The following is a 13,016-nucleotide window of genomic DNA, read 5'->3' as shown; positions in this document are numbered from 1 at the left end:
TTAAATTTTTATGACCTGTAAAATTATTGGCTGCGGCGGATATCTCCCTCCAAAAGTTGTTAGCAATGATGAGCTTGCAAAATTTGTTGATACTAACGATGAATGGATTAGAACAAGAACCGGTATCTCACAACGTCATATAGCAGGTGATACTGAGTATACTTCTCATATTGCTTTAAAAGCCGCTGAAAAAGCTATAGCGGATGCTGGCATTTCAGTAAATGAGATTGATTTAATTATTACATGCACTACTACTCCTGACAATAGCTTCCCATCAGTTGCAACTAAACTACAAGGTTATCTTGGTTTAACTAATGTTCCGTCATTTGATTTACAAGCCGTATGTGCCGGTTTTGCTTATGGCGTGCAAGTAGCAAATTCTCTTATTTCCTCCGGTAAATATAAAACTATTTTACTGATAGGTGCTGAAAAAATGACCTCTTTACTGGATTGGGAAGATAGAGCTACTTGTGTTTTATTTGGCGACGGAGCAGGCAGTGTAATCCTACAACGTAGCGATGATAACTCCGGTGTAATAGACAGTAATATTTTCTCAAGCGGTGCAGATTATGAAATACTATATACCAACGGCGGTGTAAGTATGAATGGTAGCAGCGGTAAAATAATTATGCAAGGACAGAAATTATTCCGTCTTGCAGTAGAGAAAATGCACCAATCTATAGAGGAATTATTACGCAATAATAATTTCACTGTAAACGATATTAACTATTTTATCCCACATCAGGCAAATATACGTATAATTAATAAGCTTGCCGAACTATTAAATGTCGAAGATCATAAAGTAGTGAAAACTGTAGAAAAACACGCTAATTGTTCAGCTGCTTCTATTCCACTTGCTCTAAGTTCTCTTAAAGCTTCAGGTAAAATCAAAAAAGGTGATATTATTTTATTCTCGGCTATTGGTGCCGGTCTTACTTGGGGTAGTGCCATCATTAGATGGTGATATACTTGCTTTATTTGAAAAATTGGCTACGTTGTCTCTTGCTGATAATCCTCACGTAGGTTAACTACGCTGCGGTTATCAGCTTCAAGACGCCTTGCTCTTTTCCAAATAAAACTTCGTCTATCTACTATAATTTAGTATCCTTAAATTCTGCAATTCAAACCTATTATTACTTCTTTAAAGGGAGTTTTGGGGAAAGGTCAATGATATTTTTACCACATTTATATAGCACTATTTGTATTTTATAGTATTTTAGCCTTTAAACTCGTAAAATAATGATATATACTAACTTCATAGTTTTAGTTAGTTTAAACTTGTTATCTAACTGAATAATTTAAATTTTAATAAATTATAACCTCAAGGAGTTTAATTATGAAAATAACAAAAATAACATTAGCTTTTCTTGCATTATTTGTGCTTGCAGGGTGTAATAAAACCAAAAAAGCGTCATATGGTTGTGGAATGAATCCATCAGAAGAAACATCTATAATGAAAGATTTTGAAAAGCAAGCAGGTAACGCTGTATGGTTTGCTTTCGATAGTTCTGCTTTATCTGAAAAAGCTAAAGAAGAATTACAAAGACAAGCTTGCTGGTTATCAAGACATCCTCATGTAAAAGCTACTGTCGAAGGACATTGTGATGAAAGAGGTACTAGAGAATATAACTTAGCTTTAGGTGAAAGAAGAGCACAAAAAGCTGCAGAATTCTTAAAGCATAAAGGAATTGAGCATCATAGAGTAAGCACAATATCTTATGGTAAAGATAGACCTGCTATGATGGGTAATACTAAAGAAGCTTTTGCTTATAATCGTAGAGCTGTAACAGTTGTACATCACTAAAAATTTCTAAATCATTAGATTTTCCATAGGAAAGGTCGGGTTAATTAACTCGACCTTTTTTATTTGTATACTCAAATGATTTGAAGAATTGGCTCTGCAAAACTTTAAGGAACTCACATGCTTAACTCTTGTTTTATATTCTAATTTTCCAAATCATTTGAGTATATCTATAGATAAATGAAAGCTAGTTTTACTTGTAGCAAAAAATAGATAAATTTTAAGTATATATTAAAAAAATATAAAAATTTTACTAGACTTATAGCCATAATAATTATATAAAATTCAGATGAACAGGGGCTGTAGCTCAGTTGGTTAGAGCACGCCGCTCATAACGGTGTGGTCGTAGGTTCAAGTCCTACCAGCCCCACCACACAAATTTGTCTGTGTCATATGGTTAGCTTGACCACAAGGGGCTTGCTTGCGTGGATCGGTTTTTCCGTCTGAGCTAAGGAAATTACGAATTAATTGACGAAGCAATCCTTACAATATTCTAAAAAATCATTATTAAATTGAATTTAAATGATTAATTTAAAAACACTTTCTTGGTATCTTGCTAAATTATATTTTAAGTGTTTTTTTATAATATTATCTATTTTAATTGGATTATTAATCATATCCAATCTCTTTGATCTCTTACAAAAATTCAAAAACATGTATGTACCTTTTGATTTTTTTTGGCGATTTATATTATATAAAGTTCCATATCTTTTGAATCAAGTTTCTGCTTTAATTAGCTTTACTTCTATGCTTTTTTTCCTTAGGAACTTAACAAAAAATAATGAGTTAACTGCTATATTATCTAGTGGTATTCATATTTGGCAAGTATTGATAATTCCATGTATCGTGACTTTAATTTTAGGTATAGCCTTTACGACTATATTAAATCCTATCGGGGCGTTAGGCTTACGAAAATATGATTTACTAGAAGCAAAGCTTACTAAAAAAACACATAATGAAGCAGTAATATCTAAATCAGGTTTATTATTTTTTGAAGCTTTAAACAGGAAAAATCAAATAATTCAAACACAATTTATTAATATTTCTGAGAAAAAATTAAATAATGTTACAGTTTTATTTATCGATAACAACAACAACTTCTTAAAGAGAATTGATGCATTATATGGTATAATTGAGAATAAATCACTGCACTTAAATAGGGTCAAAGTTTTTACAAAAGATAGTACCGAAGCACATAACAGCCTAACTATATCAACTAATTTATCTGTTAGTAGTTTAGTAAATAAGTTTACTCATCCTGAAATGGTTTCTATTTGGAATTTACCTAAATTAATCGATGAACTATTAAATTCAGGTCTACTTATTACTAATTACCAAGTTTATTATTATAAGCAACTATTTAAACCTGCAATGATGATAGCGACTATAATTTTAGCAAGTTGTTTTATTAGCCTAAAACAACGTGATAATTCGCAGGAAAAAATATTAATATTAGGATTATTTTCAGGTTTTATAGTATATTCATTGTCAGAAATATTACTTAAAGTACTGACCTATAATAATCTATCTTTAATTGCTGCTATTTTGTTACCAAGTATGTTAATATTTTTTATTAGTAACCTTATTATTTTACATTATAAAGAAATTTAAATTATACTCGTTTTATTTGAAAAATTGGTTTCAGCTATTTTAGAAAGCTCTATACAAGCGAATTTTGCAGGATTCGCCTGTGCTCACGTACTAAGTATGTACGCTCCGCAGGCTCACCTTTTTCATCTTGTCTAGAACTTTCTAAAATATACGCTGAAAATTGTTTTTTGCTGATAATCCGCTACTATATAAGTAAAGGTTTAAGCTTTAAGACGCCTTGCTTTTTCCAAATAAAACTTTGTCTATAATTAATTTAGCATGGAAGAATTTTTAGAATTTAGAGAGAAAAAGAAAAATGATAATGAAATTTTTGGAAGGGTTTTATTCCGGTATGGCTATTGATCTTGGTACGGCAAATACTATCGTATATCAAAAAGGACGTGGTATTGTTCTTCGTGAGCCCTCAGTAGTTGCGTTAATAAAAAAAGATGGCTCTTTTGTGCCTTATGCTTTTGGTCATGAAGCAAAAATGATGCTAGGTCGTACTCCAAATGATATTGAAGCTAAAAGACCTTTAAAAGACGGCGTGATTGCCGATTTCAAAGGTGCAGAAGAAATGATTAAGTACTTTATTAGAATGGTACATAATCGTCGTTCTTTTTTTGGTCCAACGATTGTTGTTTGTGTGCCGTCAGGCTCTACGCCTGTTGAACGTCGTGCTATTCAAGAAGCAGCAGAAAGTGCAGGTGGTAAGGATGTATATTTAATTGAAGAGCCTATGGCGGCGGCAATTGGTGCGGGGCTTCCTGTAACGGAAGCAACAGGCTCAATGATTGTTGACATTGGCGGCGGTACTACAGAAGTTGCAGTTTTGTCACTAGGTGGTATAGTATATGCAAGGTCCGTAAGAGTCGGTGGCGACAAGATGGATGAAGCAATTATTTCATATATAAGAAGACATTATAACCTGCTAATTGGTGAGGCTACAGCTGAAAAGATAAAGCAAGAAATAGGTACTGCTTATGTAGATCAAAATGCAGAACCAAGGGTTATGGAAATAAAAGGTCGTGATTTAATTTATGGCATTCCAAAAGAAATGGTATTGAATGAAAGGCAAATTGCTGATAGTCTAATAGAACCAGTAAGTCAAATTGTTGAGGCAGTAAAAGTAGCATTAGAGGCGACGCCTCCCGAATTATCTTCTGATATAGTTGATAAAGGAATAGTGCTAACAGGTGGTGGTTCATTACTCCGAAATCTTGATTTTGTTCTTAGTGAGGCAACAAAATTACCTGTGATAATTGCAGATGATGCACTATCATGTGTAGCACTTGGGACAGGAAAAGCACTTGAAGATTTTACAAAGCTAAAACATGTACTATTTAAACAGGATTAAAGATGGCAATACTTGCGAATAGAGTAAAAAATTCTTCAAGTTCCTTGGAGCTAGTAAGAACTTTATTAGTTACTCTTAAACGCTTTTTTGTCATATTTTTTCTTGGATTATCTTTGTATTTATTTCTTGTTTCACCTAAAAAAATATCCAATATTTCTATTGAAATAACAGGTAGCGTATTATCAGCTGGATTAGTATTTTACGAAAATATATTTGAAAGTATAAATTCTATAAAACAAAAATTTGTTTATTTTCAAGATCTAGAAAAACGAAATATAGAGCTTGAGCTTGAAGTAGCAAGACTTAAGCATCTTCAGAGCGAAGTAGAATCAGTAAGGGCTGAAAATATTGCTCTGAAAGATCTTTTAACAGTTACCGAGGAAGAAGAATTTAAATATGTTACTGCTAAATTATTAAGTGTGTCTTTTAGTCCATTTTCTAAAACGGCATTAATTTCTGCTGGTAGAAAACACGGAGTTGAACCTGATCAAATCGTTACGACCAATTCACAAGGATTAGTTGGTAAAGTAATAGAAGTAAGTAATAATTATGCTAAAGTTATGCTAATAAGTGATGTTAACTCTAGAATACCTATTAAAACAAGTGCCTCAAGAGAGCAAGGTATTTTAGCCGGTAATAATAACAATAGTAAAATTTTATACTTACCTAATAATCATTTAGTGCAAAAAAATGAAGAGATAATAACTTCTGGTCATGGCAGTACTTACCCAGCAGGTATCTTAGTTGGTTATGTCACTAAAGTTACAGAAAATGATGTTATAGTTAACATCGCTGCCGATCTATCTAAAACTGAGTTTGTGCAAGTATTATTGCCTAAAGAGTAAAAAAAGTAGACGAAGTTTAGTTTGGAAAAGAGCAAGGCATCTCGGGGCTTTTGACCGCAGCGTAGTTTATTCTATGTGAGGACCAAAAGCGAGAAGTAACGAAGCCAATTTTTCAAACTAAACGAGTATACATGAAAAAAAATATCTTGGTATTATTGCCGAATATATCTGTATAATAATCTATAAAATAAAATTTTATCAAATTCTTCATCATAGAAAACGTTATTATGTCGGTGAAATAGATATCATTGCACTGCGTAATAAAGAAATTGTTTTTATTGAAGTATAGCTTAATGCGATAAGATAGTGACTTAGAGTATGAGTTAGATTATACTAAATGAAAAACTTATGGCAAAGGCATATTCATACGATTTAAGAATATGAGTAATAAAAAGTTTAACAGATGGTAAAACAATAAAAGAGACTTCTGAGATATACTCTATTAGTAGGAAGACTATAATAGAATGGAAAAAATTAAAGAAACAAACCGGCGATATCAAAGCAAAAAGTGGTTATCATACAGGACATCGTAGAATAATAAGAGACATAGAGGGATTTAAAAAATTTATAGAATTAAATTTTGATAAAACCACCATGGAACTAGCTAACAACTGGAGTCAAAAAGTATCTGCAAGTACGATATCAAGATTGCTTAATAAATTAGGTTATAGTTATAAAAAAAACTTTTCTTCATCCCAAAAGAGATGTTGGTCTAAGGAATGAGTTTATATTGAAACTAAAAACTATAGACAAACAAGATTTAGTATTTATCGATGAATCTGGGATAGGAAGATAATAGCTGTAGAGAACACGGGTGGAGCATTATCGGTCAAAGATGTTATGGTGAAAGGGTCTATCAACATAAATCACTGATTAGTATGATTGCTGGGGTGTCTGCCACAGCTGTCGAAAGTAGATATAGTTATAATCTAAACTTTATAAGATCAATATTGCCCCCAGACAATATTACAATATCACGAATTATTTCCTTCTCTAGTAATAAGCAAAATCGTAATAATGGAATCTTAAAACCCTTTAATTTATTTATATTTTTAAATATGGTAAATAGAATTGCAGCTATTAATATGCTATATAAATATACTATCATGCCATTTTGAGAATGACTGATAAAATGTTTAAACTGTAAATGCTGTTTTATGAATTTAAAAAATACTTCTATATCCCATCTTTTCTTATATATCTCTGCTATCTCTTCAGCAGAACTATCCGATAAATTTGCTAAAAACCATATTTCTTTGTTCTTATAATCAATGGTTTTTATTAATCTTAAATTACATTTGATTATTTTGTTAGCACTGTATAAATTAATAATCTCATCACTTTGTATTTGTAAGTTACTATGATTGTTTTGATTCTGCTTGATCTCTAACTTTTTAATAACTCTATAGCGTCTGTTAGTTTGTACTCTAGTAACAAATTTTATTTCTTTGTTACTGAAATCTTCATAGGTAGTTGTTTTACAAATTCCCCTATCAAATATTAATATATCTTCCTTATCTAGCTTAGATTCATTTATAGCTTTAACTAATGCTACATCATCACTTGCTTCAGATTTATCATTGCAAAATCTTATATTAGATGGTATTTGTCCCTCTAAACCTACACTAAGCTTTACTTGACTATCATTCTTTTTTCCTCCTATTTTTAATCCATCTTTAATTACTCTGCCGGAAAGATTAATAGTTGTTGAATCAAATATGTGTAATTGTTTTCTTTCTATCTTATTAAAATGGCTATTATACTTTTCTACTAGTTCATCATAAATTGCTTTGAAATATTCTGTCTTTATTGTTTTTAATCTTTTACCAATAGAACTATGGTCTATTTTATTTTTACCAACCTTTTTTGTTTTAAGAAGACTACTTAACTCTAAAGTTGCCGGTACTATTTCCTCTAATGTCCTTAAGCTAATCGGTCTACCAAGTAGTGATGACCTAACAAAACTTTTTAAAATAAATGCTCCCGTTATTTTATGATTGGCTTTATCTACGGTATATTTTTCCCCTACTTCTATCAGCCTCTTATCACTAATTAAGTTCATTATTTCTTTTATTTCCATTCAGGGTAACCTTTTTAATTTTTTAGTTACCTGTTTACCTCTTCCTAATACTTTTTTACATACTTATTTCTTCTCTTCTACTTTCGACAGCTGTGGGGTGTCTGCCAAAGATATTATTGCCCCAATAATATTTGATGGGACATGTAATAAGGACATTTTTGAAACTTATGTACAAGAGATATTGATCAAAGAGTTAAAGCCTGGTCAGATAGTAGTAATGGATAATATTAATTTTCATAAAAGTACAAAAGTGAAAACGTTAATTGAATCTTTTGGTTGCAGTATTTTATTTTTACCAACTTACTCTCCTGATTTAAATCCTTACTATTACCCACAATTATAAAATGCTGCTAGAGTATTCACTGATCATTTTAAATAAGAAGGATAGGCGATATGCAAGATATAGTAACATACGGGATAAATATATCAAGCACTGGTTGGTTAGAGAATGAGCTCAGGCATGTTGACTTTAAAGATAAAAGACTTATAAATCGGCTTATTAAAACCAGTAACTTACTTGATAGCAAAGCATCCGGCACAATAAATCAAAGTTGCAGATCCTGGAAAGATGCGAAGGGAGCTTACAGACTATTTAGCAATGATAAGTTTGATATAGATGAAGTCTATTCTTCGCATCATGTGGAAACACAAAATAGAATCCAAGGCAAAAATTTAGTGTTTGCAATTCAGGATACAACTTACCTGGATTATGACACTCATATTAAGACAAAAGGGCTAGGCAGTATCTCCAAAGCTTATACAAAGCACAAACAGGGTCTTATTATGCATAGTACTATTATAGTGACGCCAGGAGGTCTGCCTTTAGGCCTTACCTCTCAGCAATGTTGGGCACGTATCGCAAGGGAAGAGGATCAGAAGGAAAAAGCAAGGCGTAAGTATATCACTCACATCAAAGATAAAGAAAGCTATAAATGGATTAACGCGTTTGAGGAAACAATTGCCAATATTCCTGAAAATACTAGAGTTATTACGGTTGGAGATAGAGAAGCAGATATCTTTGATTTGTTATGGAAAATTGAAGAATCAGCTGCAGAATTTGTAATTCGCAACAGACAGGATAGGAAATTTATTTGCCCGGAAAATGGTAAAACAAAAATACAAACGAAAATAAGTAAGCTACAGTCCAAGAAAGAGATTAGACTGAAAATCCCAGGCAATGGACTTCATAAAGCAAGAAAAGCAAATGTTGAAATTAAATACACATATGGGCACATACCAATTAGGTCTGTATCTTTATATGGCCCTGAAAATACTGATCACAAAATCAGTGACAAATTAGCTGTTTATGTTGTAAGCGCTAAAGAAATTAATGCCCCTGTTGGAGTAGAGGCAATCGATTGGACTATACTGACCAACATCCCCGTGAGTAGCTTTGAAGATGCTGTTGAGCGTATAACTTGGTATAAGCTAAGATGGAAAATAGAAGAATATTTTAGAGTTCTGAAATCAGGATGCAAGATAGAAGCCTCTCGCTTATCTGCCGAAACAAAGCTACAAAAATTAATTGCCATAAAAAGCCTCATTGCTTTTAAAATTTTATATTTATCAAAAATAGCCTCAACTTGTCCTGAAGAGAGCTGCGATAGCATACTTACCACCCAAGAATGGAAAACGCTTTATATGCGCGTGCACAGAACAAATAATACTCCTGGCAAGCCTCCAAATATAAAAGAAGCTATTATTTTGCTTGGTAAATTAGGAGGCTTTATGGCAAGAAAGAGTGATGGGTTGCCCGGAGCAATGTCTTTATGGCGGGGATATGAAATCCTTCAAGAGAGCGTAATGATGCTATCAATTGTTAGTGGTAAAATTTGTGGGTAATAGTAAGATTTAAATCCTATTGAGCATTACTGGTTTAAAATCAAGAACGAAATAAGAAAAACTGTTTCTAATTTTGAGCACTTTTTTGATGCGGTTTACTATGCTCTTAAAAAAGTCACTACCTTATCGCATTAAGCTATAAAAGCAAGAAGCTCTAACATCGATGATAGATTCGTATCTTTTAATCAGCAAAAAGGAATTAAGCGAGCAGCTGAAATGTTCTTAAGCAGTAATAGTAAATATAATTAATTATAATATTCGTTTTGATTTAGTTATTGTCAGTCCTTATAAATTACCTATAATTATAAAAAATGTTTGGTGAAATATATTATTTGTTGCGTGGATAGGAAAATGTGTTCAATCTTATACCGTGGCTTGAGAATTAGATCCAGATATTATTGATATTTTTAACTGGATCCTGTGAATAAATCACGGGATGACAGGGGAAAGTGATCCATGTGGGGATGACACCGAAGATGGTTTTCATCGTGATACAAATATTTAATCCAACTATTTGGAGTATAACAATATGGCACTTGCTACTAAAGTAAAAGAATTTTTAGAAGAAAAGTTAAAACAAGAAAAAATAGACCGTAAATATCTCGCTGAGGTTACCGATGTTCCTTATACTACCATTAGCAGGATTATGAGAGCGGAAGTAAATCGTGAATTTAATCCTGAAATAGATACAATTTTAAAAATAGCAAAATATTTTAGTTGTACTATGGATGAGGTAATAAACAGAACTGTACCTAATACGAATAGTTAGTAAACATGACAAAAAATAAAGGGTTGATCATAATTTTATCTTCCCCATCTGGTGCAGGTAAATCAAGCTTAGCAAAGGCGTTATTAGAAATCGATAATAATCTACGCTTATCAATTTCGGCAACTACTAGAAAACCACGACCAAACGAACAAGATGGCGTAAATTACTATTTTAAAACTAAATCTGAATTTGAAGAATTAGTTAAACAAAATCAATTTCTTGAACATGCTAAAATATATGATAATTATTATGGCACCCCTAAAAAACATGTCGAAAATTTGCTAAATCAAGGGTTAGATGTTTTATTTGATATTGATTGGCAAGGTGCAAGGAGTATAAAGCAAAATGCAATTAATGCTGTTTCTATATTTATTTTACCTCCTAACCTTGAAGTATTGGAGCAGCGTTTAAGAAATAGAGCTGCTGATAATGAAGAAGCAATACAACTACGCATGGCTTCAGCACAAGCGGAAATATCATATTCTAACGAATATGATCATATAATCACTAACGATGATTTTAACGATACTCTTCAACAAATACATGCAATTATTTTAGAAAAAAGGAATAAGAGAAATTAAACTATCATTCGCTTTAAAGTTGTCATCCCGTGGCGGTATTGCGTACGTACAATTACTTCGTAATTTCCTTAGCTCAGACAGAAAAACTAATCCACGCGGGCAATGTCGCCACGGGGTGACAACTAAGAAAGCATGTTATGTATTTCTTGCATATATTTATGCTTTAGCCAAAGCTCCGCATTACCAATAATATAAAGATTATTTTTTGCTCTGCTAATACCAACGTTTAAAACGTTGGGCTTTTTAGTCATAACATTTCTAGTGCCTGTATCTTGAGGACGTTGAGCCCCAAGTAGCATAATTACAGTATCTGCTTCTTTGCCTTGAAAGGCATGAATAGTGCCGATATTTTTACTACAAAAATCTTGTAATTTTTCAGGTATTTTTTGATTTTTACTTAATGCTAAAAATTTATCTTTAATATTTTTTTGTATTAAAGGCTAAAGCTTTTATACATAGTTATTATATAAATTTGATTTAATAACTCAGCTGAATCTGGATGTTTTAAAATAGGTTCGAGAAGCTCAAGTAATGCATTAAATTCTGCTTCTGATTCATGTTTAGATTTTGTAATATTGTTATCAACAACATTGATCCATCTTGATGTTTTTAAAATTTTTCTAATTACTAATTCTGGCGGTGCTACTGCATAAATCATTTCATAGTACCCTACAATTTTGTAGAGATGTTGAAGAAAGGTTGATTTAAAGGGTAATAAAGTAGTATAAGGTGGATTTTTTGGAAAACAATGCACCAAATACTACTTCGAGAATTAATTTTATATATAGATGGAAATAAATCAAGATTAAAATGTTTGTCTGGAATGATAATCAGTCTAATGACTGGAAGTTCTATTTATCAAAAAGGTTTAGCCCTTGGTATTGTAGGTGATGCTAAAATATCATCAAAAACCCATAGGATTTATTGTTTTTTGAAAGAATTTACTTTTGATTATATGAAAGTTGCATCATTGATATTAAGCTTTTTTTGTATAGAAAATTATGTTGTAGCAATAGATCGAACAAACTGGAAATTTGGGAAATCAGATATTAATATTTTATTTTTAGTAATTATAATTGGCAAAACTTACGCTATGTTTGGTTCTAAATATCGTAAAGATGGAGAACGAAGCTGTTGTTGCATATAGTCATCTAAAAGCCCTAACTTTATTTGGTAGACCGTTTTACCTATTTTATTTGCAGTTCTTTTGAGAAAAGCCCAAACTAGAAATGCACAACTAATGTGATTATGTTGGATACGCTGTTTTCTGCATTGGCAACGTTCTATACCAGTCAGTTGCTTAATTTCTCTATGCATGCTCTCAATTACCCATCGCAAGCCAAACTCATCTTGTGCAGCTTTAGAAGATTTTTGAGTTTTGTTATTGGTAACAACATAATCAACTCTGTTGGTAGAAACAGTAAATTTAAACAAATTAACATGCTTATTTTTGGCAAATCCTTTTATATGAATCTCCATTCCATTCTTAATTTCTTCATCTGAAAACGTCAACTTGCTAACAGCTTTATAAGGCTCGTAATCACACGTTTTACTAACATTTCTATTGGCTTTAATAGGGGCATAATAATATTTGCCCAAGGAGTCAACATGTTGCATAATTTTGTGTGTAGCATACCATGTGTCAAAAAGTACAGTTTGAAAAGGAATCTTTTTACTATAAACAGCATTATTGAACATCTTTAGTAGGTGATCTAGTTTCGTCGCTCCATCATGATCAGGTGAAAAAATGCGATAATCTATTACCCAAAACTTATCAATATCGGGGTTATAATATACAAGACTCACTACTCCTATACCGGTAGTAACTCCACCTGTAGCTCCACTATACTGCGATCTAGCAACCTCTATTTTCTTTGTGTTCCTTTTGTTTAACACCGTATCATCAAATATTGTATATCCGTTAGATGAAAAGATAACATCATTCTTAATGTGTTCCCATAACAAAGAAGGAGTATATTTTTCATTTTCTAAAAATCTATTAATAACATCATGGCTACATTTCTTGGCATGTTCAGCGTAGTAGGTTAAACTATAATTCTTTTGGCTAATTGTTAAAAATTGACAGTAATCTGTTCTATTAATTGGTATTGCTTGCAATCTGTTCCTCTTTGACATGTTTAATTATTCTTA

Annotated in this window: 15 protein-coding genes, 1 tRNA gene and 1 pseudogene; 13 read left to right on the top strand and 4 right to left on the bottom strand. The window is 31.9% G+C overall.

Features of this window, described 5'->3' with window-relative positions; all coding sequences use genetic code 11:
• Positions 1-10 precede the first annotated feature (10 nt).
• The 8 genes from ACOAL3_RS09585 to ACOAL3_RS09550 all read left to right on the top strand — a co-directional run bounded on the left by ACOAL3_RS09585 (position 11) and on the right by ACOAL3_RS09550 (position 6,316).
• On the top strand, positions 11-964 hold the full coding sequence (locus ACOAL3_RS09585; protein WP_395477054.1) for a beta-ketoacyl-ACP synthase III: 954 nt from the start codon (positions 11-13) through the stop codon (positions 962-964).
• A gap of 372 nt (positions 965-1,336) precedes the next feature.
• Positions 1,337-1,804, top strand: a complete 468-nt coding sequence (pal, locus tag ACOAL3_RS09580) for a peptidoglycan-associated lipoprotein Pal (protein ID WP_419234927.1) — start codon at positions 1,337-1,339, stop codon at positions 1,802-1,804.
• A 293-nt stretch (positions 1,805-2,097) separates the two neighbouring features.
• Positions 2,098-2,174: transfer RNA gene (locus ACOAL3_RS09575), tRNA-Ile, on the top strand.
• 149 nt (positions 2,175-2,323) lie between these two features.
• Positions 2,324-3,412 (top strand): LptF/LptG family permease, encoded by a 1,089-nt coding sequence (locus ACOAL3_RS09570; protein WP_419234926.1) that lies wholly within the window; start codon positions 2,324-2,326, stop codon positions 3,410-3,412.
• Between the two features lie 295 nt (positions 3,413-3,707).
• A complete protein-coding gene (locus ACOAL3_RS09565) occupies positions 3,708-4,748 on the top strand; it encodes a rod shape-determining protein (protein WP_419234925.1) in 1,041 nt (346 codons plus the stop codon).
• 2 nt (positions 4,749-4,750) lie between these two features.
• A complete protein-coding gene (gene mreC, locus ACOAL3_RS09560; protein WP_419234924.1) occupies positions 4,751-5,593 on the top strand; it encodes a rod shape-determining protein MreC in 843 nt (280 codons plus the stop codon).
• Positions 5,594-5,720: 127 nt separating this feature from the next.
• Positions 5,721-5,882 carry a YraN family protein gene (locus ACOAL3_RS09555; RefSeq protein ID WP_419235643.1) on the top strand — a complete coding sequence of 54 codons (162 nt, stop codon included), beginning with the start codon at positions 5,721-5,723 and terminating at the stop codon, positions 5,880-5,882.
• Positions 5,883-5,980: 98 nt separating this feature from the next.
• Complete coding sequence (locus ACOAL3_RS09550) at positions 5,981-6,316, top strand: helix-turn-helix domain-containing protein (protein ID WP_419235606.1); 336 nt, start codon at positions 5,981-5,983, stop codon at positions 6,314-6,316.
• A gap of 199 nt (positions 6,317-6,515) precedes the next feature.
• Here the strand turns inward: ACOAL3_RS09550 and ACOAL3_RS09545 are convergent, their stop codons facing one another.
• Positions 6,516-7,655 carry an IS4 family transposase gene (locus ACOAL3_RS09545; RefSeq protein WP_419234559.1) on the bottom strand — a complete coding sequence of 380 codons (1,140 nt, stop codon included), beginning with the start codon at positions 7,653-7,655 and terminating at the stop codon, positions 6,516-6,518.
• Between the two features lie 127 nt (positions 7,656-7,782).
• Here ACOAL3_RS09545 and ACOAL3_RS09540 point away from each other — a divergent pair.
• The 4 genes and pseudogenes from ACOAL3_RS09540 to gmk all read left to right on the top strand — a co-directional run.
• Positions 7,783-7,995: pseudogene (locus ACOAL3_RS09540) on the top strand (transposase); the annotation flags it as partial.
• A gap of 71 nt (positions 7,996-8,066) precedes the next feature.
• Positions 8,067-9,515 (top strand): IS4 family transposase, encoded by a 1,449-nt coding sequence (locus ACOAL3_RS09535; protein ID WP_419234585.1) that lies wholly within the window; start codon positions 8,067-8,069, stop codon positions 9,513-9,515.
• 529 nt (positions 9,516-10,044) lie between these two features.
• On the top strand, positions 10,045-10,284 hold the full coding sequence (locus ACOAL3_RS09530; protein WP_395477049.1) for a helix-turn-helix transcriptional regulator: 240 nt from the start codon (positions 10,045-10,047) through the stop codon (positions 10,282-10,284).
• 5 nt (positions 10,285-10,289) lie between these two features.
• Positions 10,290-10,865: a guanylate kinase gene (gene gmk / locus ACOAL3_RS09525; RefSeq protein WP_419234923.1), complete on the top strand. Its 576-nt coding sequence runs from the start codon at positions 10,290-10,292 to the stop codon at positions 10,863-10,865.
• Positions 10,866-10,987: 122 nt separating this feature from the next.
• Here the strand turns inward: gmk and ACOAL3_RS09520 are convergent, their stop codons facing one another.
• Both ACOAL3_RS09520 and ACOAL3_RS09515 read right to left on the bottom strand, forming a co-directional pair.
• On the bottom strand, positions 10,988-11,203 hold the full coding sequence (locus ACOAL3_RS09520; RefSeq protein ID WP_419235642.1) for an AAA domain-containing protein: 216 nt from the start codon (positions 11,201-11,203) through the stop codon (positions 10,988-10,990).
• 95 nt (positions 11,204-11,298) lie between these two features.
• Entirely contained in the window at positions 11,299-11,523 is a 225-nt protein-coding gene (locus tag ACOAL3_RS09515; protein WP_419234922.1) for a hypothetical protein, read from the bottom strand.
• A gap of 180 nt (positions 11,524-11,703) precedes the next feature.
• On the opposite strand from ACOAL3_RS09515, the gene ACOAL3_RS09510 reads away from it, so the two are divergent.
• Positions 11,704-12,012 carry a hypothetical protein gene (locus tag ACOAL3_RS09510; protein WP_419234921.1) on the top strand — a complete coding sequence of 103 codons (309 nt, stop codon included), beginning with the start codon at positions 11,704-11,706 and terminating at the stop codon, positions 12,010-12,012.
• On the opposite strand, the gene ACOAL3_RS09505 is transcribed toward ACOAL3_RS09510, so the two are convergent.
• Positions 11,952-12,983 (bottom strand): IS701 family transposase, encoded by a 1,032-nt coding sequence (locus ACOAL3_RS09505; RefSeq protein WP_473198150.1) that lies wholly within the window; start codon positions 12,981-12,983, stop codon positions 11,952-11,954. The two genes, ACOAL3_RS09510 and ACOAL3_RS09505, sit on opposite strands and share 61 nt — an antisense overlap.
• Between the last annotated feature and the right edge of the window lie 33 nt (positions 12,984-13,016).

Origin of the sequence: Rickettsia endosymbiont of Nabis limbatus (assembly GCF_965196655.1) — a bacterium.
GTDB lineage: Bacteria > Pseudomonadota > Alphaproteobacteria > Rickettsiales > Rickettsiaceae > Rickettsia.
This window is presented reverse-complemented; position numbering and strand designations above follow the sequence as displayed.

Excerpts from the sequence above, each read along its gene's own strand:
- ACOAL3_RS09585 (WP_395477054.1), top strand. The coding sequence starts at position 11 with ATGACCTGTAAAATTATTGGCTGCGGCGGATATCTCCCTCCAAAAGTT.
- pal (WP_419234927.1), top strand. The coding sequence starts at position 1,337 with ATGAAAATAACAAAAATAACATTAGCTTTTCTTGCATTATTTGTGCTT.
- ACOAL3_RS09570 (WP_419234926.1), top strand. The coding sequence starts at position 2,324 with ATGATTAATTTAAAAACACTTTCTTGGTATCTTGCTAAATTATATTTT.
- ACOAL3_RS09565 (WP_419234925.1), top strand. The coding sequence starts at position 3,708 with ATGATAATGAAATTTTTGGAAGGGTTTTATTCCGGTATGGCTATTGAT.
- mreC (WP_419234924.1), top strand. The coding sequence starts at position 4,751 with ATGGCAATACTTGCGAATAGAGTAAAAAATTCTTCAAGTTCCTTGGAG.
- ACOAL3_RS09545 (WP_419234559.1), bottom strand. The coding sequence starts at position 7,655 with ATGAACTTAATTAGTGATAAGAGGCTGATAGAAGTAGGGGAAAAATAT.
- ACOAL3_RS09535 (WP_419234585.1), top strand. The coding sequence starts at position 8,067 with ATGCAAGATATAGTAACATACGGGATAAATATATCAAGCACTGGTTGG.
- ACOAL3_RS09530 (WP_395477049.1), top strand. The coding sequence starts at position 10,045 with ATGGCACTTGCTACTAAAGTAAAAGAATTTTTAGAAGAAAAGTTAAAA.
- gmk (WP_419234923.1), top strand. The coding sequence starts at position 10,290 with ATGACAAAAAATAAAGGGTTGATCATAATTTTATCTTCCCCATCTGGT.
- ACOAL3_RS09515 (WP_419234922.1), bottom strand. The coding sequence starts at position 11,523 with ATGATTTATGCAGTAGCACCGCCAGAATTAGTAATTAGAAAAATTTTA.
- ACOAL3_RS09510 (WP_419234921.1), top strand. The coding sequence starts at position 11,704 with ATGACTGGAAGTTCTATTTATCAAAAAGGTTTAGCCCTTGGTATTGTA.